This is a genomic window from Caldicellulosiruptor acetigenus (assembly GCF_026914305.1).
Lineage (GTDB): Bacteria > Bacillota > Thermoanaerobacteria > Caldicellulosiruptorales > Caldicellulosiruptoraceae > Caldicellulosiruptor > Caldicellulosiruptor acetigenus.
In genome coordinates, this window is record NZ_CP113866.1 from 291,601 (window position 1) to 311,735 (window position 20,135).

The 20,135-nt window shown below is 34.2% G+C and carries 21 protein-coding genes; 10 read left to right on the top strand and 11 right to left on the bottom strand.

Annotated elements, in window-relative coordinates; all coding sequences use genetic code 11:
- Positions 1-10 precede the first annotated feature (10 nt).
- From OTK01_RS01175 to OTK01_RS01185, 3 genes are read right to left on the bottom strand one after another with little or no spacing between them, the layout of a single operon-like run.
- The gene (locus OTK01_RS01175) at positions 11-1,111 is read right to left on the bottom strand and encodes a tyrosine-type recombinase/integrase (RefSeq protein ID WP_029228404.1); all 1,101 of its coding nucleotides are present in this window, start codon (positions 1,109-1,111) and stop codon (positions 11-13) included.
- A gap of 1 nt (position 1,112) precedes the next feature.
- Positions 1,113-1,694, bottom strand: coding sequence for a Uma2 family endonuclease (locus tag OTK01_RS01180; RefSeq protein ID WP_029228403.1), 582 nt, complete (start codon positions 1,692-1,694; stop codon positions 1,113-1,115).
- On the bottom strand, positions 1,675-2,574 hold the full coding sequence (locus OTK01_RS01185) for a helix-turn-helix domain-containing protein (RefSeq protein ID WP_051129952.1): 900 nt from the start codon (positions 2,572-2,574) through the stop codon (positions 1,675-1,677). Before OTK01_RS01185 ends, OTK01_RS01180 begins: the two co-directional genes overlap by 20 nt.
- A gap of 169 nt (positions 2,575-2,743) precedes the next feature.
- Here OTK01_RS01185 and OTK01_RS01190 point away from each other — a divergent pair, with 169 nt between their 5' ends.
- The 8 genes from OTK01_RS01190 (at position 2,744) to OTK01_RS01225 (ending at position 9,767) form a co-directional block, all read left to right on the top strand.
- Complete coding sequence (locus OTK01_RS01190; protein WP_029228401.1) at positions 2,744-2,962, top strand: helix-turn-helix domain-containing protein; 219 nt, start codon at positions 2,744-2,746, stop codon at positions 2,960-2,962.
- Between the two features lie 136 nt (positions 2,963-3,098).
- Positions 3,099-5,018, top strand: coding sequence for a DnaB-like helicase N-terminal domain-containing protein (locus OTK01_RS01195; RefSeq protein ID WP_029228400.1), 1,920 nt, complete (start codon positions 3,099-3,101; stop codon positions 5,016-5,018).
- A gap of 41 nt (positions 5,019-5,059) precedes the next feature.
- Positions 5,060-5,233: a hypothetical protein gene (locus tag OTK01_RS01200; protein WP_167321284.1), complete on the top strand. Its 174-nt coding sequence runs from the start codon at positions 5,060-5,062 to the stop codon at positions 5,231-5,233.
- A gap of 21 nt (positions 5,234-5,254) precedes the next feature.
- Positions 5,255-5,737 (top strand): hypothetical protein, encoded by a 483-nt coding sequence (locus tag OTK01_RS01205; RefSeq protein WP_029228399.1) that lies wholly within the window; start codon positions 5,255-5,257, stop codon positions 5,735-5,737.
- Positions 5,734-6,036 (top strand): DUF6809 family protein, encoded by a 303-nt coding sequence (locus tag OTK01_RS01210; RefSeq protein WP_029228398.1) that lies wholly within the window; start codon positions 5,734-5,736, stop codon positions 6,034-6,036. Before OTK01_RS01205 ends, OTK01_RS01210 begins: the two co-directional genes overlap by 4 nt.
- Before the next feature lie 562 nt (positions 6,037-6,598).
- Complete coding sequence (locus tag OTK01_RS01215; RefSeq protein WP_029228397.1) at positions 6,599-7,534, top strand: sigma-70 family RNA polymerase sigma factor; 936 nt, start codon at positions 6,599-6,601, stop codon at positions 7,532-7,534.
- Between the two features lie 819 nt (positions 7,535-8,353).
- Positions 8,354-8,701, top strand: a complete 348-nt coding sequence (locus OTK01_RS01220; RefSeq protein ID WP_013431515.1) for a type II toxin-antitoxin system RelE/ParE family toxin — start codon at positions 8,354-8,356, stop codon at positions 8,699-8,701.
- Complete coding sequence (locus OTK01_RS01225) at positions 8,682-9,767, top strand: HigA family addiction module antitoxin (protein ID WP_029228396.1); 1,086 nt, start codon at positions 8,682-8,684, stop codon at positions 9,765-9,767. The genes OTK01_RS01220 and OTK01_RS01225 overlap by 20 nt, the downstream gene beginning before the upstream one ends.
- A 333-nt stretch (positions 9,768-10,100) precedes the next feature.
- On the opposite strand, the gene OTK01_RS01230 is transcribed toward OTK01_RS01225, so the two are convergent.
- The gene (locus OTK01_RS01230) at positions 10,101-10,703 is read right to left on the bottom strand and encodes a Uma2 family endonuclease (protein WP_232841682.1); all 603 of its coding nucleotides are present in this window, start codon (positions 10,701-10,703) and stop codon (positions 10,101-10,103) included.
- Positions 10,704-10,907: 204 nt separating this feature from the next.
- Entirely contained in the window at positions 10,908-11,735 is an 828-nt protein-coding gene (locus tag OTK01_RS01235) for an AraC family transcriptional regulator (RefSeq protein ID WP_029228394.1), read from the bottom strand.
- A gap of 112 nt (positions 11,736-11,847) precedes the next feature.
- Here OTK01_RS01235 and yiaY point away from each other — a divergent pair, with 112 nt between their 5' ends.
- Entirely contained in the window at positions 11,848-12,999 is a 1,152-nt protein-coding gene (gene yiaY / locus OTK01_RS01240; protein WP_029228393.1) for an L-threonine dehydrogenase, read from the top strand.
- 89 nt (positions 13,000-13,088) lie between these two features.
- Here yiaY and OTK01_RS01245 read toward each other — a convergent pair whose 3' ends face one another.
- From OTK01_RS01245 to OTK01_RS01265, 5 genes are all read right to left on the bottom strand, one after another.
- A complete protein-coding gene (locus tag OTK01_RS01245) occupies positions 13,089-14,633 on the bottom strand; it encodes an alpha-amylase family glycosyl hydrolase (protein WP_029228392.1) in 1,545 nt (514 codons plus the stop codon).
- A gap of 115 nt (positions 14,634-14,748) precedes the next feature.
- The gene (locus tag OTK01_RS01250) at positions 14,749-14,973 is read right to left on the bottom strand and encodes a hypothetical protein (RefSeq protein WP_029228391.1); all 225 of its coding nucleotides are present in this window, start codon (positions 14,971-14,973) and stop codon (positions 14,749-14,751) included.
- A gap of 29 nt (positions 14,974-15,002) precedes the next feature.
- Positions 15,003-17,258, bottom strand: a complete 2,256-nt coding sequence (locus tag OTK01_RS01255; RefSeq protein ID WP_029228390.1) for a spermine/spermidine synthase domain-containing protein — start codon at positions 17,256-17,258, stop codon at positions 15,003-15,005.
- Positions 17,259-17,294: 36 nt separating this feature from the next.
- On the bottom strand, positions 17,295-18,026 hold the full coding sequence (locus OTK01_RS01260) for a cytochrome c biogenesis CcdA family protein (RefSeq protein ID WP_029228389.1): 732 nt from the start codon (positions 18,024-18,026) through the stop codon (positions 17,295-17,297).
- 13 nt (positions 18,027-18,039) lie between these two features.
- Complete coding sequence (locus OTK01_RS01265; RefSeq protein WP_013431529.1) at positions 18,040-18,576, bottom strand: hypothetical protein; 537 nt, start codon at positions 18,574-18,576, stop codon at positions 18,040-18,042.
- Positions 18,577-18,881: 305 nt separating this feature from the next.
- Here OTK01_RS01265 and OTK01_RS01270 point away from each other — a divergent pair, with 305 nt between their 5' ends.
- Complete coding sequence (locus OTK01_RS01270; protein WP_029228388.1) at positions 18,882-19,505, top strand: class I SAM-dependent methyltransferase; 624 nt, start codon at positions 18,882-18,884, stop codon at positions 19,503-19,505.
- Between the two features lie 79 nt (positions 19,506-19,584).
- Here OTK01_RS01270 and OTK01_RS01275 read toward each other — a convergent pair whose 3' ends face one another.
- A complete protein-coding gene (locus OTK01_RS01275) occupies positions 19,585-20,088 on the bottom strand; it encodes a GNAT family N-acetyltransferase (protein WP_013431531.1) in 504 nt (167 codons plus the stop codon).
- Between the last annotated feature and the right edge of the window lie 47 nt (positions 20,089-20,135).

Genomic DNA, 20,135 nt, shown 5'->3' on the forward strand with positions numbered 1-20,135 from the left:
CTACTCCACCTCAGGAGTGGTTACCCTTTATGTTTATCTGCTCAAATAGATGATTTAACTTCATTGCTGCAGCTTTCTTTATCTCTGGCATGACGTGAGAATAGATATTAAGAGTTGTTGAGATGTCATTATGACCTAAGAGCTCTTGTACAACCTTTGGATGTTCATTGGCTTCTAACAATCTTGTTGCGTACGTGTGTCTTAAAGCATGAAAGTTTATATCAAGATTTGCCTTTTCAATTATGCGATAAAATACTCTTAAAAAATTTCTTGGTTCAATCGGAGTGCCAAGCTCTGTTGCAAAGACTAAATTGTTGTCTTCATATAAGCTTCCAGCTTGGAGCCTTTCTTCAAGTTGTCTTTTGCGATGTTCTTTTAACTCTTCTAAAATAACAGGTGGTACAGGAATTGTTCTTATACCTGCTGCTGTTTTGGGTTCTTGGAATGCTAACATCGTTTTTGTTGGCAGGTTCTTGTCGTATGTTTTTATTCTTCTGAGTGACCTTTTAATGGTTATTGTTCCCTCTTTAAGATTTACACAATCCCACTTTAAAGCAAGAAGCTCACCAAGCCTAACTCCACTTGCAAGAGCCAGCAAGAAGGCTGGTCTTAGTCTTTCACCTTCCAAGGCAGCTATAAACCTTTGCTGCTCTTGCAAGGTCAAGACTCTTATTTCATTTTTGGTCTTTGTTTTTGGCAGTGTTGTTGCTTCACTTACATTCCTTACTACTAACCCATTTTTTAAAGCCTGGTCTAAGGCTGAGTGCAATATAACGTGAATGTGTTTTATAGTAGACAAAGAAAGTCCATTTCCATATTTGGAGTTGTACAATGCTTGCAAGTGTTCAGGTCTTAAATCCTTGAGTTTATAATGTCCAATAGCTGGGACTATATGATTGTTGATAAGGCTTTCATACACTCCACTTTTTAAATCGTTCAATGCTTTTGCTATCTTGTCGGCAACTTCCTGTCTTGTCTTGCCATAAAAATACTGTCGCTTTTGCTTGCCGCTTTCATCTCTTCCTATGGTGATTTGACCGCACCAAAGCCCATCCTTCCTTCTGTATATACTGCCTTCATTATTCCCTCTCTTTTTGCTCTTGGCAGGCATTTTATAACACCTCTTTGATTGGCGCAAAGTCTATAACAAGGTCTTCAAAGATACTAACTTTGACCTTGTCATTGAATGTGTAAACTTCTGGCGGCAAGTAATCTTCATTGTTTTTGAGTCTGTATACAAAGATTGTTTGGTTGTTAGGGTTGACAATCCAATACTCTTTGACTTTAAACTGATTATACAGGTTTAGCTTTCTTACGTAGTCGTGAGATGGATTATATTCTGACACAACCTCAATTATCATCTCAGGAGCTCCAAAACAACCTCTTTCAGTAAGTTTTCTCTTATCACATATGATTGAAATATCAGGCTGAACAACGTTTTTTGCTTGCTTTTCATCCTGCCCTTCTTCAACAAGAACAACATCAAATGGAGCTGTATAAACTTTGCAGGGCTTGTTGTTTTGCTTAATATAATTACCAATACTTAGTGTAAGTTCAAAAATAATTTCTTGGTGCACTCTTGAAGGTGCAGGGCTCATATCATAAATAACACCATCAATGAGCTCAACCCTTGCGTCTTCTGGAAATTCAAGATAGTCTGCATATGTGTAAATCTTAGGCATTCTTGCTTCCATCTAAATCACCTTCTTTGACTTTATTTTCTATGTTGTTATCATTTTCTATTAACTCTATTAAATCTTGTGGCATTTCTAAGAATTTTAAAATTCGGCTAAAATTCTCTTTCAAATTTTTTGTGTAGAATTCTTCAATATATCTCAAAGAAGACAAGATTTCTCCATGCTGCTTTAATAAATCGGTAAGTCCGAAATAAACATCATAAACTTCAGAAATAATTTTTCTTATAATTTCATCATCAATTTCTTTTTCAATCGCATATAAATTTCCTCTGCTATCAGATACTACTTTAATATATTTGTGGTTCTCCAAAAGCCATCTAAACACATCTATAGGTTCATAATCATTTTTTAAAGCTATAAAATACGCTGATCTTTGCGAATAGTTCAACAAAAAATTAAAATAAGAGTTTAAACTCTCTAACAAATTTTTTAATAAAACAAGAATTTCCTTTTTGTTATCCCCAAAAAGATGTTGATATAAAACACCAGATATATTTTTTATAAGCGGTTCAACATTATTTATTAGAATATTTCCTAAGATTGCTTTACTTTCTGAATCCATTAAATCATCAATTACCTCATCAAGCTTATATTTCTCATAGAAATTTCTTCCTTTGAATTCTTCTTCTCTGGTTCTAAAGTCGCTGTTACCTATCAAATAGTCCACAGTAACATCAAAATACTCTGCAATTTTGAGTAAGGTATCAAAATTAGGCTCCCTATGCCCATTTTCATAATTTGCTATGGTTTGTGTAGAAACTCCTAAAATTTCTGCTAAATCACTTCTTGAAATATTTTTTTCTTCTCTAAGCTCTTTAAGCCTAAATCTAAATAAATTCACACAACCACCACCAAAAACTATTCGTTTAATTTTCATTATAAAACAAACTTAGAGAATTAACAATATCAAACCAAATGAATTTATCAGTAAATATTTAAAACTATATGTTGACATATACGTTTTGTTTGATATAATAATATTAGAAAACGAATTGAATATAGCAAAATAAAGTCACCCAATAAAACATTAAAAGGGGTGTTAAGAGATGGAGCTTTACAACCCACAACCACAAAGAGAAAAAATTGAAAAACTCACAATCAGCATAAAGGAAGCTGCCCAGATGCTGGGTATATCTTACAATGTCATGCTTACTTTGGTACACAGGAGGGACTTTCCAAAAATCTTGGCTGGGCAGCGACGTATCCTCATACCCAAAGAAGCTTTTATCCGCTGGGTAAATGAACAGGCTTGCCAGAATAAATAAGGTGCTTACTTACTTTTGTTAGGTGTCCATGTTCAAGCTATCCCCTTTCTTCCTTCTGTTCGTTGCCCTGTTCGGTAACCGACAGAGCGGCTTTTTGATAGCTGGTTGTTGTTGCTATACAGAAGAGTGGTTATAAATGGAAGAAATATCTAATATGCCAAATTCAAGCTTGTATTCCTTAGAAGCAGAAGAAGCAGTTGTCGGTGCAATGATAATCAATCAAGATATAATTCAGGAAGTTGAAGAAGTCCTATGCAAGGAAGATTTTTACAATGCTAATCTAAGTATAATTTTTAAAATAATTTTAAGCCTTTACAAAAACAAGTATCCTGTAGATATTATCACAGTTACAGATGAACTAAAAAAGAGGAATTTTTTAGAAGGTGTTGGTGGGCAGGAGTATTTAACTAATCTTATATTTAGTGTACCTACAACAGCTAACGTTATGTATTACGCAGAGATTGTGAAACAAAAATCAATCTTAAGAAAAGTGACAAAGAAAAGTGAACTTCTTTTGAACACCTTACAAACAGGCGACATCCAGCAAGCAAAACATCTTATAGAAGATTTGGCGAATGAAACGAATTTTATTGAAAGCAGAAACTTTGAAGATGTCAAGGTAATGAGCATTTCTGAAGCTGCAGAAAATGATAGGCGACAAGGAACACATCTATGGCTTGTACAAAATTTCATACCCGAAAAAGGCCTTGTAATTTTCTCTGGAAGACCCAAACATGGCAAAACTACAGTGCTGTACAAGATTATTTCTGATGTTGTGTCAGGTAGACCTTGTTTTGGACGAGCTACTAGAAATGCCAGAGTTTTATGGCTGACTTTCGAAAATTCTTATTCTGCAGTTGAAGAAGGACTTTTGAAACATAATTGCACAAACCTTGACAATATTCTCACAATTGAACTATCAGAACAAAAAACAATGTTGAACGTTGAAATGCTGGTAAGAACAGCCAAAAAACATGGCTGCAACTTGATTATTTTAGAACCAATGACGGTTTTGAACGAATTAGCTAAACTTGGGCAAACAAACAAACTCTCTTATGAAGCTATCTATGCTACATTAATTCCAATCATGCAGACTATGAAAAAGGAAGGGCTTTGCTTTATTGGGGTAAGACACAGCAGTAAGGGGAAAGGAACATTGAACGATATTACGGATGTTATTGACGCACCGATGGGCTCCACAGCTTTTTCAGCAGCTGCTGACGCGCTAATTGGTTTTGGTTTACCGCCAAACGCTGAAAAAAGTACACAGCGTAGGATAATGGCTATTGGTCGAGATGTCCAACTTGATTATTTGTTGGAGTTTGATACTGAAAAAGGCTGCTATATAGAGTTGGGAGAGGTATCTATTGAAAAACAATTATCAGAACTTGAAAGCAGGGTTTATAAATATGTAAAAAACAATACAGCAGTTACTCCAAAGGAGATTGCTAAGAATACAGGATTAAAAGAAGGAAGTGTTAGAAGCGCTTTACATCGATTAGTCGAAAAAGGATTAGTTATAAAAATCTCAAGCTATTATTCATTGCCAGCTAATAATAACCACGAAAATAATAATAATTCTGCAACACTTGCAACGAATGCAACACTTGCAACGTTTGCAACATTTGCAACAGATACAACAGTGGTAAAAGAAAGTAACCTGTTGCAAGGCGTTGCAGACAGTTTGCAACGCACAGAAAACGAGATTTTACTAGAATTTGAGGAGGATAAAACATATAGCGTTGCAACTGTTGCAAAAGACGAATTACAAAATAGTTTCTTTACATTATCAAAAGTTGACTTTTCCCTACCACAGATGGAGGTGGATAAGATTAATAGAAGAATTTACATTGACTCATTCAAGAACCTAACAACAAGGGTTTACAAAGATGTTCTCAAAAATTTTTCATGTGAAAAATGCCAGCAACCTTTAGAGTACTCAGAATCCATTCACATGGGAGTCTGTCCTAAGTGTCATCAACTTTATTCCCTCATTCCAAGAAAGGCAGCTGATGTTGAAGGGGGACGCTTTTTTGTAGAACTTAAAGAACAATAAATAAAAACTAATTTAAATCCTAATGAAAGGAGATGTTTTCAATGTCCAAGAAAGTTGTCATTGACCTTGAAGAACTTGAAAGGTTTTTGGATTACTTGAACGACAAAGTTTTTGATGGTTACAAGAGAGAGACAACAAGAGCGGTTAAAGACTTTCTTGAAGACCTCAAAAAGCGTAACAGACTTGCAACAGACAAACATAATTCAAGATATTAAGCGAAAGGAGTTGAATTTAAAATGCCAAAGGTAACAGTAAACATACCCAAGCCAGTTTACGACAAGCTTTGCAAACTTGCAGTTGAGGGCAGGACTATTGATGAGATTATAACCCATGCAAGTGGAATTTTGATTGACACCATAAGAAGAGCTACCAAAAGAAAGTTAGAGACAGCTCACTGGTTTACAATTGCCTCTGCCATTGATATGGACTATAGAAAGCTGCTCATTGCATTTCTTGACCAAGGTACAGACTTATTTTCTTCTCTTTTTGCAAAGTACCACAGGGAAAATAACACCAGAGAGATGGCGCAAGTTTTGAGGGTGATAATCTTTCTGGAGTACCTAAAAGAGTGTATTCACAATGAAGGTATTGACAATCTGGTAGAACTCAGATACTCACCTTTGGAAGAAGAACTCAAGTTTTGGCAGGACAAAGGATTTACAATTCCAAAGAACCTATTTCTAAAAACCAAGTCAGAAAGGGAGGCGATTTATCAATGATAACAATTGAGAAAGCTCAGACAAATGATGTGTTTGAAAGGGTATTCTCACAGTTAACAATGGAGCTTGTAAGTTACAGGTCAAATGAGATTCTAAAAGACCCAGAGTATTTAAAAATTACAGAAAAAATTGAAATTCTTGAAACAAAGCTAAAGGAACTAATGAGTAAAGAAGCTTTAAAAATTTACACAGAGCTTGAAGAGCTCCAGAGCTATTTATGTGCTATCTATGAACTTCACGGTTACAAGCAGGGTCTCAAAGATGGTGCAAAGCTGACAGCAAAGCTTTTGGCAGAGTAAAAATTTAACCTGAGCCGATGGGATAAAATTCTGTCGGCTCCTCAATTAGGTTATATCAAGACAGCCAGAGCAAAAAGTTTTTGTTTGATGAGGAAACAGGAAAGACCATAAGAGTTAAAGAAATACCAAAGCATTTGAAAGTAATAAAAAGCAGAGGGAAGGGGGGAGTCAAAAATTTTGACAAATCTTAACGGACCGCGCGGGGCAGGTCAGCGTGAACAAAATTCGTTTTATTTTACAAAAGGGGTATCCCATTTTGGGGGTACTTTTTTTTATTGCAAACCTATAGCAAGCTTATGACAAAATTCGACATGACAGCTTTGTAGGTGGTATAATCAAAGTAGAACATAGGTTTGAGGTGATTATAAAATGCCTTACTATGACTGGGAAAGCTTGAAACGTGAGTTTATGCTTGGGAATTTCAAGACTCTTAAGACGATAAAAAAGACGACCACAGCGAGGAAATTCTCCAGAGAATGAGGGAAATTGTCCAAGCACTCCATGAACCAGACGAGACTTCTGTCGTAAACTAAGCTTGCAAACAAAGGAGTGTTAATAACAAATGGAACAGACAGTTACTGCACAGCTTGACAAGGCACAAAGGCAGCTTCTAATTGCCGACAACCTAAAGCTTGTGTATCATATAGCGAATAAGTTTATGCCATGTCCTAAGGGTTACATGTATGAAGTTGATGACCTAATTAGTGAGGGTTACTTTGGTTTGATTGTGGCAGCTCAGAATTACAAACCAGTGCTTGGAACACCATTTGTAAGTTATGCGTGCAAGGTGATTGAAAGCAGAATAAAAAGAAGCTTGCCAAAGTACAAATTATCTTCTTCCATTTCTTTGGACAGTCCAGTATCAAAAGAACCAGAAGAAGATACATCAACAATTGGAGATGTAGTCTCAGATGGTTATTCAGTCGAAAGAGAAGTAATCAGAAAGGATACTCTACAAAAGCTTCAAAGGTATTTTGATACCTTGACCGATGAGGAAAAAGAGAGGGTTTTATACTACATCTCCACAGGAAAAAATCCACCTGCCAGCGATAAGGTGTTCAGAAAAGCAAGAAGGAAGATAATAGCTAAGATGAGACAAGAACAGTTTGAGGCGGACCTTGACGATTTGACAGTATTCATATCCTGCCCAGCGGTGCATGTAGCAACTGGCAATGGTTACTTTTCATCTCCAGTTGAAACTGCAGTTATTGCAAGAGAGGAGAAAAGAAAACAGCTTGAAGTTTTGTCTTATATTCCACAATTGGACAAGCTAAGAATGTTAAAACAGCAAGGCGAACAGGATAGAATGAGACTTCTTGCTGCTAAATGGGAAGTGGAAGAGTTTATTGAAAGGCACTGGGATAACCTTACAGTCTACAATGTTAGACTTCTCAAAGACTATTTTGTTTTTTGTCTTTCCCATCTGTCCATGGTGCAAAAGTATGGCAGCAAGTACAGAGAAACTGTCAAAAGAATTGTAAAAAAGCTAATGGAATAATATCCCCCCACCTTAAAATTACAAGACAACTTTTGGCGACCAGCGGGCGGGGCTCCAAAAACCTGTACGTGGGAGTTTACACGAGGAGGGTTGATAAAATTGTCTAAAAGCAAGCAAAGTTTTGCATTTTTACTTAGAAACTTAGAAAAGCTTTTAAAATTGTCCAAAAACAAGCAAATTTTTAGGTTGTCAAGTGTGACAAAAGCAAAGTTTAGTTTGGCACGTTGACAGCCTGTTACTGACAAGGGGAACAAAACGCAAAGATGGAGTAACAGAAGTAACAACTTTTGAAGTGTCGAAAAATGTCGAAGGCTATAACTTTTTGCGAAGGGTACAAGGATGTTCCAAGTTAGAACGTACTATGGGCGTGTTAAGAAATGTTAAGGAATGTTGCAGCCTTGACCATTCTTGAAAGCTTGTCGCAGCTTATAAATCCCTATGTGGCAGCATTTCAAATTTAACACATGCTAAGAAATGCTAAGGTCTGATTTGACTTAAGGAAACTTAAGGTTTACAAACCAGTGCAAAGTTAGAAGCCAAGCGTCCATTATTAAACATTTTTGCTAATTCTACCGTCGCTTATGAGGCATACCTAAAAAGCAGGGTGATTATTTATATGTGCAAATCATTTTGAAGTGTTTTAGAGACTTTTTTATAAGGTTTGCAATTGCATTCAAGGTTGAGATGTTAAAGACAAATAAGCATATTAAAAATTATTTGATGTATTTTAGTATTTGAGCTATAATAAATAAAAACATATCAAAAAATCTTTACCTCTCAGGTTAATAAAAATTGACTTTTAGGAGGACATATTATATAATGGAAGTGAGGTATAAAACAAAAAAGCTTAAAAAGATTTGTGAAAATTTTCAGCTGGCACAAAAAGAGTTTGGGCAAGATATAGCTAAAAAGCTTTTTCAAAGGTTAAATGAGCTAAAGGCTGCCAAATCTCTTTACGACATATCACGTCTGCCAGCTACAGGTTTTCATAAATTAGAAGGTTCCCGAAAAGGACAATATGCTGTGTATTTAGTACATCCATTTAGGTTAGTTTTCAAACCAATTACAATTTCCGAAAATCAAACACAAGATGAAATAGATTTATCGAAAATAGTCATAATTCAGATTGAAGAGGTGATAGATTATCATGGGAAGGAAAAGAGATAAAAAATTAGAAGAATGGATAGTTATTCCACCTGGTGAAACCATAAAAGAAAATCTTGAATACTTAGGTATGACACAAGCTGAGTTTGCTCAGAGGATGGGGCTTTCAGAAAAAACGGTAAGTGAAATAATTAATGGGATTGCTCCAATCACTTACGAAACTGCTCTTAAGTTAGAAAATGTAATAGGTGCTTCTGCAGAGTTTTGGATGAACTTAGAAGCTAATTACCAACTTGCTAAAGCAAGAATAGCTGAAAAACAAAAATTAAAGGATGAAGAAAAAGTATTAAATCAAATCCCTTACAATGAAATGTCAAAATACAGATGGGTACCAGAGACGAAAAACAAAGAAGAAAGAATAAAAAATCTTAGAAACTTTTTTGGTGTATCGTCTTTAAACTTTATCCCTCAAACTTTGGAAGTTTGTTTTCGAAAAACCAATAACGAAAAAACTTCATGTTACGCTTTAGCAGCATGGATTAGGAAAGCTGAAATAGAAGCATACAAAATAGAAACAAAACCTTTTGATAAAGAGAAAATTTATCAATTCATACCTGTTATTAAAGAACTCACAAAACATACTTGGGAAGAAATTTACCCAAAGCTTATAAATATTTGTTCAGAATGTGGAATTGCTCTGGTAACACTTCCACATTTGAAAGGTACGTATGTAAATGGTGCTACAAAGTGGCTTAAAAAAGATAAGGTGTTGTTAGCCTTAAGTTATAGATACAAGTTTGCTGATGTTTACTGGTTTTCATTTTTTCACGAATTGGGGCATATATTAAAACATGGTAGAAAAGAGGTTTTTATTGAAGGTGATGATGAAATTTCAAAAAACGAATTAGAAGAAGAAGCAGATAATTTTGCTGCAAATACACTTATACCTTATAAAGATTATAAAAAGTTTATTACTGAAAATAAGTTTTTCACAAAAGACAATATAATTGCTTTTGCTAATTCTCTCAATATTCATCCCTGCATTGTAGTAGGAAGATTAATGCATGATAAATTGATTAGTTATTCAGACTTTAATGAACTGAGACCAAGAATCAATTTTAAGAGTTAAAGAAAAAATTAGGAATATATGACTATAACCACAGCCAAAAATTTTTATACAGCTACTACAGCTACACTACAGCTACCGAAATAAAAAAATGTGCTTTTTATTGAGCTGGAATAAATTTTCAAAGTCTTATAATTAAGATGTATCAAGTTGTTTGTGGTTTGTTAAAGTTTGTAAAATGGTATCCCGTCAATCTTCTAATCCGTAGGTCAGGGGTTCGAATCCTCTTGGGCGCGCCATTTATTTTCAAGGAATTTGGGGATAATGCAAAGAAGGGTATAGCGGCAAAAACCGTTATACCCTTTTTTATTTTGGTTCTACAGAGCTTTACTCATTTTACAAATATTCCTTTATTTTTGCAAAGTCAATCTCTAAATCATCAAACAAGTTAACTTTTATTTTATCCTTGAAGCTGTACACAGCTGGTGGCAAGTAGCCCATTGGTTCTTTATAAAGATAAATCAAGATGTATTCTTGATATGGATTTACAATCCAGTATTCTTTAACTTTAAAGCTATTGTAGAGATTCAATTTTCTAACATAATCATGACAAGGATCATCATCAGATACAATTTCTATTATCGTATCTGGTGCCCCAATAATGCATGCAGGATCTGAAAGTTTTTCCTTATCACATACAACCATTATATCAGGTTGGACAACGTTTGTTGAACATTTTAACTCTTGCCCTTCTTTTACAAATACTACATCAACAGGTCCCATGTAAAGGTGACAGCACTTGTTTTTTGCTTTGAAGTAAGGATGCAGTTGCATCATAATTTCTAAAAGGAGCTTCTGATGAATAGGAGGATTTCCTGAATACTTTATATACACTTTGCCGTCAATTATCTCAGCTCTTATGTCGTCAGGGAAGTTAAGGTAATCGCCGTAAGTGTAGCAGTTATTTTGATCGAATTTCATGGTTATCGCTTTATGCATATTTGGACTTCTTAACATTAATTATACTCTATTTTTCTTAATTTTTATGAAATATTTCCAAAGTTTATGGATTCAAAAATAAATACACCTTTTGACTTAAAAATTGTATAAATAAGCCTGAAATTAGGCTTCCTATTAGGGTTGTGCCAGCGAAAACCAAGGTATATAAGCTCATCACTTACTTTTTGCACTCACTTTTCGATTTCAACTATTTAGAGTTTTCTTATATAAATTTGGTGTAACTCCAAATTTGTTTTTGAATTCTTTAATAAAATGAGAAATATTTTCATATCCTACATCATAACATACATTTGTAACATTTTCATATTTTAGCAACTCTTTTGCTGTATTAAGTTTTAAATCTTTAATATATTCTTTTGGAGATTTTCCTATAAACTTTTTGAAATACTTAGTGAATTCATACTCTTTCATGTTAAATTCTTTAGCAATATCTGAGATCTTTAATCTATGCAAATAATTATTATTTATGTAGTCCAAGATGTTATAAATTTCCAAATTTTTATCGTTTATTATTTTCTCAGATCCTCTGTATTTGAATATATCATAAACGAACTTTTGAGAGTATAAATCAATAAGAAACTCTCTATTGACTTTTCTGTTGAAAAACACATCAACAATTCTTTGGTATGTTTCGGCTAAATCTGTGCTATATTTCCCCACAAAAAACTCCTCATTAATGTTGTCAAGTTCACAAGATTCAAATTCCATTTTTATCTTGTTCAAGACATAATTTACTAAATAGCTGTCTATTTCTATAACTAATGCTTTAGTTTTTTCTTTAATTTCTAACTTAACTCTTGAATAAGGTGGCAAAATCACAAAACTATTACTATCATACTCCAATTTCTGCAATTCATTTATTTCTACATATTTATTTCCTTGCAAGATGCTACAAAATCTTAGATAGTTCTTTGATGAATAACTTGCTTTTATATAATCATCAAAATCATAGTAAAGTGTTCTAACATGATCTGATTCCAAGGTAGATATTGGTGTTAAGTCACTTGCCATCTTCTATCCCTCCGGCAAAAATGGAGTATTATTTGCAAAAAAGAATTAGAAGAAGAAAAATGGTGCATGTTAAAATTATAACAACATCTACAACCAAAGTGGAGGGGTAAATATGAAAACGTATAGATTTTACATGCCACCTATTAGCTTGATGGGAAGAGGATGTTTAAAAGATGTTGGAGAAGAAATCAAGGCTTTAGGTTATAAAAAAGCACTAATTGTAACAGATAAAATATTAGTAAAGATTGGTTTAGTTAAAAAAGCCACTGGCATATTAGATGATGCAAATATAAGTTATGTAATATTCGATGAAACAAAACCCAATCCAACAGTGAAAAATGTTGAAGACGGCTTAAAAATGTTAAAAGACAATAATTGCGACTTTATAATATCAATCGGAGGCGGCTCACCACATGATTGTGCCAAAGGTATAGGACTTGTTGCAACTAACGGAGGTTCAATAAAGGACTATGAAGGTGTAAACAAAGCACGCAAACCAATGCTTCCTCTTGTTGCTATCAATACAACCGCAGGAACGGGTAGTGAAGTTACAAGATTTGCAATTATCACTGATGAGGATCGACATGTAAAGATGGCAATAGTTGACTGGCATGTGACACCGCTAATTGCTGTAAATGACCCAGAGCTTATGATTGAAATGCCAAAGTCGCTGACTGCTGCGACTGGAATGGATGCGTTAACACATGCAATCGAAGCATATCTATCTACAGATGCAACACCGGTTACAGATGCTTCAGCCTTGATGGCAATCGAGTTGATTTTCAAATATCTAAAGAAAGCTGTTGAAAATGGTAATGATATTGAAGCGCGAGAAAAAATGGCCTATGCTGAGTATTTAGCAGGAGTTGCATTTAACAATGCAGGTTTGGGTTATGTTCATGCAATGGCACATCAGTTAGGCGGGTTTTATGATTTACCGCATGGAGTATGTAATGCAGTATTATTACCACATGTTTTGTCTTACAATTTAAAGGTGGTTCCTCACAGATTTATTGATATTGCAAAAGCAATGGGGATTGATGTGCAAGGAGTTTCGGCTGAGAAAGCCGGTGAAATGGTAATTGAGAGCATTAAGGCTTTGTCAAAAGAAATAGGTATACCATCAGGTTTGAAGGAATTAGGTGTAAAAGAGGAAGACATAAGAACTTTGGCTGAAAATGCTCTAAAAGATGCTTGTGGTTTGACAAATCCAAAACAAGCTACTGTAGAAGAGATAATGGAAATTTACAAATCGGCATTTTAAAAAATTTTGTAAAAACTAAAGGCGGGTGATTCCTCAGAATTGCCCGCCTTTAGTTTTTCTATTGAGATGAAATTTGACGTTTCTGGCTTTTAATTTATGATGATAAAGGAATAAGGTTTTATTGAGAAAGAAAGTTTTCCATTTTTTAAAGACAAGATTTTGCCAGATCCTTTACCTATTTTGCCAGTGATATTTATATTAGATGGCAGGTTTATAGTCTTTGATAATTCCTTCCCCGTGAAATTAAAAATTACAACCATCTTCTGATTTTTGTAAACTCTTACAAAACTAAGTATATCGGAAGAGGTTTTAATTAGCTGGAAGTCTCCTTTTAGTAATGGTAAGTTCTTTTTCCGGAAACTAATCATGTCTCTGTAGAAATTGAGCAAGGAATTTTTATCTTTTTCTTGTTTTTCAACCGAGACAACGTCAGGGCCGCTATTGTAAAGACTCATCTCCCAGTTTGTTTGTCCTTTTTTCCATGTCTCATACCATTTGAATGGCTCTCTTATATATTCATCTGGCTTTTGCCCTTTCATGCCAATTTCTTCACCATAGTAAATAAAAGGATTGCCAGGTAGTGTTAATAATAATGCTGCAGCTAATTTCATTTTGTTGCTTGACCCAATTTCACTATAAGCCCTGTTCATATCATGGTTTGTCAAAAATGGGGCATCAACAAATTGAGGATTAACATTTTTGTAGAGATTATATATTGAAGGAAGGTTGTTTTGCAAAGTTTGAGTATTTTCATATGTTACTCCTTCAATGATGTTTTGAGCAATAGTAAAATTAAAGCAAGAATCAAAAATCTTTGCATATTGCGCTATTCTTTGAGGGCTGTCCCACACTTCTGCTATAAGGTATACATCTTTTTTAATGCTTCGACAGAATTTTGCATATTCTTCCCACCACGCAATAGTATCTTTTTCTCTGCTTGAGGGGTAGATATGCTTTGCAGCATCAAGCCTAAATCCATCTACTCCTTTTTCTAACCAGAACTTGGCAATTTTCTTCATCTCTTCTCTCACAGCTTTATTGTCGAAATTGAGATCGGGCATCTCAGACCAAAATATAGCATTGTAGTAACTATCACCCTTTTTGTACCATTGCCTTGTGCCAAGTTCTGATGGTTCATCAATGTTTGTGGATGGGCTTGCCCAGATATAATAATTTCTGTACTTGCTATTTTTATTACTTGATGCCTCTATAAACCAAGGGTGTTTGCTGCTTGTGTGATTTATCATCATATCTATAATTACTTTGATACCCATCTTGTGAGCCTTTTTTATAAAGTTAACAAAATCCTCATTTGTGCCGTAATCGGGATTAATTTTGTAATAGTTAGTCACATCATATCCGTGATAGCTTGGAGATTCAAATATTGGCATAAGCCATATGGCATTTACCCCTAAGGATTTGATATATGGAAGTTTTTCAGCCAAGCCATTTATGTCTCCTATACCGTCGCCATCACTATCATAAAATGACCTGACAAAAACTTCGTAGAAAATCAGACCATCTTTTTTAGTTTGAGTTGAACTTTGGGAATTAGAAAAACCTGCCAAAAATGAACTGAGTCCAATTACGAAAACGATAGCAAATATAAGTATGTACCTTAAGATTCTCTTCATTGAAATATTCCCCTTTCTCAAATGATATCGTTTGCATTATTATATACCATTTACACCTTTTTGTCTATATTCTCCAATTTGATGTGATAAAACAAAAAAAAGAGGGATAATCCCTCTATTTATTTTCTTCACTTTTGGATGGTTTATCCAATGCAACTAATTCTTCGCTGTGGTGATGTTGATGAATCTGGTGGCCTTTGAAGTCAGATACTTTTTGGGTTTCATTGCTGTGGTGGTGATCATGGCCGTGGCAACCTTTTCCCATCATTGCTTTGTGCATGAAAATGTGTGCTAGCAAACACCCACTCATTGCAAGAAGTATAAGCAGTGCTTCTTTCATTACTTATCTCTCCTTTCAATTTTGATTTTTTATTTAGCAATTACTAAATTTTTACTCTGCAAACTTATAAGCCCATATAAAAGAGCTCCTGCAAGCATAGCAATGGTAAATCCAAATTCCATGGAAAGCATAATTGATAAAACTGAACCCACAACTGACATTGCACCATTGAGTCCCCACATCACAGGAATTATCTTGCTTTTCTTTTTGTTTTCACTTAGTATCTTTATACCTCTTGGAAATGGCATCCCCATAAAAAAGCCTTGAATCATAACCAGGATGGCTGCAATTAGTATTTTACTTACCAAGCTAAAATCAGAGGTCATTTTGAATATTAGGTTCAAAGAGAGTATTAGCCCAATGTTTATTACCATGACCAAAATAGCAGGCAAATATATTTTATTTGACAGATTATTAAACGCCTTTGCATTGCTAAAGTATGCACCTATTCCGCTGCCAATTAAAAGGCCGGCAAGTACATAATTAAAAGCAAGTACTGGATGACCCAAGTATAGAATAAACTTTTGAATAAGCGGAATCTCAATTAGCATGTAGCCTATTCCTAAGCTGCTAAAATACAAAGAAGGTTTGAACGCTTTTTCTTGAGAAATAATTGGTGTAAACAATATCACGCTTCCCAGGAGTATGAAAAAGAAGATAAATACCAACACAGGTGAAACCCCTTTGCTAAAGTCATAAAAGTATGGCTTGTCGTCGGTTGCAGGCGTTGCACTGAATGAAAATCCGTTTTCGAACTGTACTAAAGTTAAATGGCCTTCCTTTATATGGTAAAGCGGCCCCGTGTCATTAACATAAGGGATATAAAGCGGAATAATCTTCCCTTTGTCTGCAGTCTCTTTTAATTTCTTGCTCTCAAGTTGAGAAAAAGGTTTGTTTTTTACAATGATCAATGGATAGTGAATATGTTCTTTGCCATGCATTAGTTGAACCTCTTTAGCAAAAATAGCCATATATTTTGGAGTATCTTTAATTGCTATACCCTTTTTATTCAGCTGACGCAGAATGGTTGCTATCAATTTGCTCATATCCTCTTCATCATGAGCTAAAAAGGCAAGTTTACCGTTATCTGTTAAGTGATTCATATAATCCTCAATAGCTTCAACTGTAAACAGATAGTTTTCTGAGAGTGCATATCCTATGTTTTGCGATGCATTTGTCATAACCAACGATAATAATATCACATCATATTTTTCCTTAGATTTTTTTACAAAATTTCTGCCATCTTCCCCATAGATTTTTACTTCTGGTCTGTTATAGATGTCTCCATTAAACTCTTTAAAGTGCCTTACTGCGTCAATGCTTGATGTGTTTATTTCGACTCCAGTTATTTCTTTGCTATTCCCAGCTAAGGCATAGAGAATATCCCTACCCCCACCAGGACCAATTATCAATGTTTTATGATTGTTTCCAAAGGAAAAAGGCAAATATTCAATGTCATCTTTGTATTTGCTCAAACTGCTTTTTTTACCATCAAATCTATACATAGGTGCGTTCGCTGTTCCGTCAATTGTGACTATCATTTCATCGTTATCACCTTCTACTTTAATAACATCTGTTCGTGAAAATGCATTCCATTTGGTATATACAATCTTAGCTTTTTGGTTTGATTTTGCAATACTGCCAAGTGTTTTTGTTTTGTTTGTAATAAATCCGATAAAATTCTGTTCAATTGAATAAACGTACTTGTTTGGGATAAAAAGCCCAAGTAAGAAAACAGCTAAAACTCCAATACTAAGTAATATTTTCTTTTTAAACTGGGCATTTAGGAGCAGCCAAGCTATGACTGAAATAATACAAATCAAAATCACAGTTCTATATATTCCAAGATTGTTTAAAGAAAGTAACACAATTATGCTGCCAAATCCTGAACCTATGAGATCGGCAAAATATAGCTTGTTGCTTATTTTCCCAAACTGCTCAAATACGGTGGAGAAAAAGTAACCACCTATTATAAAAGGTAATGTAGCCAGAATTAAGTAAATCAATACATTGTTTTGAAACGGCAGTATATATATAATTCCAAGCGAAAATATGTACGAGATAGAAAGAAGAAAGATGGCTTTATACAGGGAGTGAGTTTTAAAATCTTCACTTTTTTGACGTTGATTGTAAGCTATTATTCCACCTATTCCAAGTCCAAATATAGCAAATGATGTAATCAAGAAAGTATAATGATACCAAAATAAGGCAGAGTATATTCGATTTAATATAACTTGATATATAAACAATGAAACTGATACTAAGCTTATACTAACCAAAATCACTTTCATTTCCTCCATTATTATAATTTTCTTTATTTATTACATTCCAAATGGCAATTTATAAGGTAGCAGTCTGCTAAGAATTGCTGTTAAGTCCTGAAGCTTATTTAAAAACATTACAATACCAAGGAAAATGAGACTGATTCCTGCAACTACTGAGATAGCATTTTGGAATTTCTTTACTCTTTTTATAGCGTTAATTGCGAGGGGGAGATAATAACCCACCAGCAAATATGGTATTGCAAGACCTAAGGAAAACAAGAACATAATCGTCATACCTACTGAGGCACTTTTGGTTGTTGTTGTGTATATCAACATGGAGTATAAAATTGGCCCAATGCAATGGGAACATACTATAGCAAAAAACAGACCTATTAAAAAAGTGGTAAGATATCTGGAAGTTGTTTTAATGTTATCTGCACTGTATTTGTTCAAAAACGCAAAGTTCAAATTTAGCAGACCAATCAGATTCAATCCCATTATTATGGTTATTGCGCCACCTATTTTATTCATTATCTTGGTGTAACCACTTAACCATCTGCCAACACTTCCTCCTAAAGCCCCTGCAATTGTAAAAACAAGTGTAAAAGCGGATACAAATATAAATGTATTGATGAGTATAAATTTCCTCATTTTTTTGTGAAGTTCTATATCCTTCAAATCTCTAATTGAAACACCTGTGATTAGTGAAAAATATACACTTATCATAGGTATTATGCATGGTGAGAAGAAAGATGTTAGGCCTGCTGCAAAAGGTAGTAAATAAACCACTTCGTGGACCCTCCTAATTTAAAAACTTTTTATCCCACCTATAAATTCTCGATTTGACCCCACCAATATTTTGCAACTCTAATTGAATATATTTGGTTTTAGGGGTAATAAGACTTTTACCGTTTATTTTTTTTGGTATTTTGATAAATGCCATCACATGATGGCCTGAACCTTCAATCCACCATTTTGCATTATTGACTTTTATACCTTCACTTGTGCTAAACAATACCTTCCCATTAAAATTGAGTGTAGACAAATCAATCTGATGATTGTCCAAAAACACCTCAAACACCAGATTATCTTTGTCATCTTTTATAGGGTTTAGATACCTCACTCCAATGGTGATGAAGCCTTCACTATTTATTATCAGAGGGTCCGGGAAATTGTTTTTGGAACTTGTACTTTGTTTTGAATCCTGCCGATAAATGGTTTTGGTCTGCGTATTACTTTGTTTCTTTTGTTGGGAGATTATAGCCTCAACATACAACGAAGATACTACAAATGCAAAAAGTACAACAATCACAATTATTCTTTTTGTCTTCTTGCTCATCAAAACATTCCCCCTTTGCATTCTAACTTAGGATCAAAGAACATTTTTAAAGAGACAACTTTTCTCATTAAATTTAAAGTAAACCTATTTATTTACTCGGAATTATTATATAAATTATTTTATCAGAGGTGATTTAAAAGTCAATTGACTTAACAGATTTTTTACAAATTCTTTGCAATTTATTTACAGCTTTAGCTGAAGGAATATTGAACTTAAATGTTTGTAAAGTGGTAAAATAATTTAAGGAATAATTTCAGCAGCTTGAAAAGAATGGTAAACATAGTGAAAGGAAAGGAGAGAATATTATGAGGGATAAAACAGAGATAATCAGGAAAAGATATGATAGAGCTGCTAAATACTATGATGCAGTTGAAAATATGATGGAGAAAAAATGGTTTTCCCGGTGGAGGAAGTTATTATTTAGCTTTGTCAAGGGACCTAAGGTTTTAGAAGTAGGTGTTGGAACAGGTAAAAATATGCCTTACTATAGTCAAGATTGGGAGATAGTTGCAATAGATTTTAGTCCAAAGATGCTTGAGATAGCAAAAGAAAGATCTGCAAAATTAAACTTGCAAGTAGACTTAAGACTTATGGATGTTCAGCATTTGGAATTTAGTGATAACTCTTTTGATACAGTTGTGACTGCCTGTGTATTTTGTTCGGTGCCAGATCCAATTTTGGGGTTGAAAGAAATTCGTAGGGTATTAAAAGATGATGGAGTGCTGGTAATGCTTGAACATGTTCGAAGCAAAAAAGAGCCAATAGGCAAAATAATGGATATATTAAACCCCTTGGTTGTTGGCATTTATGGAGCTAATATAAATCGCAATACAGTGGAGAATGTTAAAAAAGCTGGGTTTGAAATAGTTGAGGAAAAGGACTTGCTATCTGATATTGTAAAACTGATTATTGCAAAGCCTATAAAATAAGGTGTTTCGTTGGTTTTCCAACCTCCAAAGATGGAATTGACCATGTTTTGAATATTATTTTTGTTCTTGGTGGCACTCATTAAAGATTATATCTTGCCATTATATATTCATCTGCATATTTACCATTCTTTATTACAGCATATTTCTTGATTCCCTCTATTTTAAATCCTAAAGACTCATAGAGTTTTATAGCCTTTTCATTATCTACTAAAACAGTAAGTTCAACCCTAACAAGTTTGAGCCAGTTATCTGCAAGGTCTAACACAGTATTAAGTAGTGCTCTGCCTATACCCTTTCCTTGATAATCTCTATGTACCATTATTCCAACTTTTGCCGAATGTCTTAGTCTTGGACTACTATTTACGTGAAGCCCTACTATTCCAACCACTTTTTTTACACCGTTTTCTGTAACTTCTGCCACAAATACATGGTCGTTAGGGCCTAATCTTTTAATAAAATCCTCAGTGTCAGCTATTCTCTCACTTGTAATAGACAGTATTGTTTCTCTAACCCCATCCATTCTTCTCATTTCATTTATATCTTCTGCATCCTCAAATTTTACTGGCCTTATAATAAAATCCATAAAAACGCCCCCTCGTATCTACTTTCTCCTTTTGTTTAACTATTCCT

Coding starts and splice junctions, on each gene's coding strand:
- OTK01_RS01175 (WP_029228404.1), bottom strand. CDS start 1,111: ATGCCTGCCAAGAGCAAAAAGAGAGGGAATAATGAAGGCAGTATATAC.
- OTK01_RS01180 (WP_029228403.1), bottom strand. CDS start 1,694: ATGGAAGCAAGAATGCCTAAGATTTACACATATGCAGACTATCTTGAA.
- OTK01_RS01185 (WP_051129952.1), bottom strand. CDS start 2,574: ATGAAAATTAAACGAATAGTTTTTGGTGGTGGTTGTGTGAATTTATTT.
- OTK01_RS01190 (WP_029228401.1), top strand. CDS start 2,744: ATGGAGCTTTACAACCCACAACCACAAAGAGAAAAAATTGAAAAACTC.
- OTK01_RS01195 (WP_029228400.1), top strand. CDS start 3,099: ATGGAAGAAATATCTAATATGCCAAATTCAAGCTTGTATTCCTTAGAA.
- OTK01_RS01200 (WP_167321284.1), top strand. CDS start 5,060: ATGTCCAAGAAAGTTGTCATTGACCTTGAAGAACTTGAAAGGTTTTTG.
- OTK01_RS01205 (WP_029228399.1), top strand. CDS start 5,255: ATGCCAAAGGTAACAGTAAACATACCCAAGCCAGTTTACGACAAGCTT.
- OTK01_RS01210 (WP_029228398.1), top strand. CDS start 5,734: ATGATAACAATTGAGAAAGCTCAGACAAATGATGTGTTTGAAAGGGTA.
- OTK01_RS01215 (WP_029228397.1), top strand. CDS start 6,599: ATGGAACAGACAGTTACTGCACAGCTTGACAAGGCACAAAGGCAGCTT.
- OTK01_RS01220 (WP_013431515.1), top strand. CDS start 8,354: ATGGAAGTGAGGTATAAAACAAAAAAGCTTAAAAAGATTTGTGAAAAT.
- OTK01_RS01225 (WP_029228396.1), top strand. CDS start 8,682: ATGGGAAGGAAAAGAGATAAAAAATTAGAAGAATGGATAGTTATTCCA.
- OTK01_RS01230 (WP_232841682.1), bottom strand. CDS start 10,703: ATGCATAAAGCGATAACCATGAAATTCGATCAAAATAACTGCTACACT.
- OTK01_RS01235 (WP_029228394.1), bottom strand. CDS start 11,735: ATGGCAAGTGACTTAACACCAATATCTACCTTGGAATCAGATCATGTT.
- yiaY (WP_029228393.1), top strand. CDS start 11,848: ATGAAAACGTATAGATTTTACATGCCACCTATTAGCTTGATGGGAAGA.
- OTK01_RS01245 (WP_029228392.1), bottom strand. CDS start 14,633: ATGAAGAGAATCTTAAGGTACATACTTATATTTGCTATCGTTTTCGTA.
- OTK01_RS01250 (WP_029228391.1), bottom strand. CDS start 14,973: ATGAAAGAAGCACTGCTTATACTTCTTGCAATGAGTGGGTGTTTGCTA.
- OTK01_RS01265 (WP_013431529.1), bottom strand. CDS start 18,576: ATGAGCAAGAAGACAAAAAGAATAATTGTGATTGTTGTACTTTTTGCA.
- OTK01_RS01270 (WP_029228388.1), top strand. CDS start 18,882: ATGAGGGATAAAACAGAGATAATCAGGAAAAGATATGATAGAGCTGCT.
- OTK01_RS01275 (WP_013431531.1), bottom strand. CDS start 20,088: ATGGATTTTATTATAAGGCCAGTAAAATTTGAGGATGCAGAAGATATA.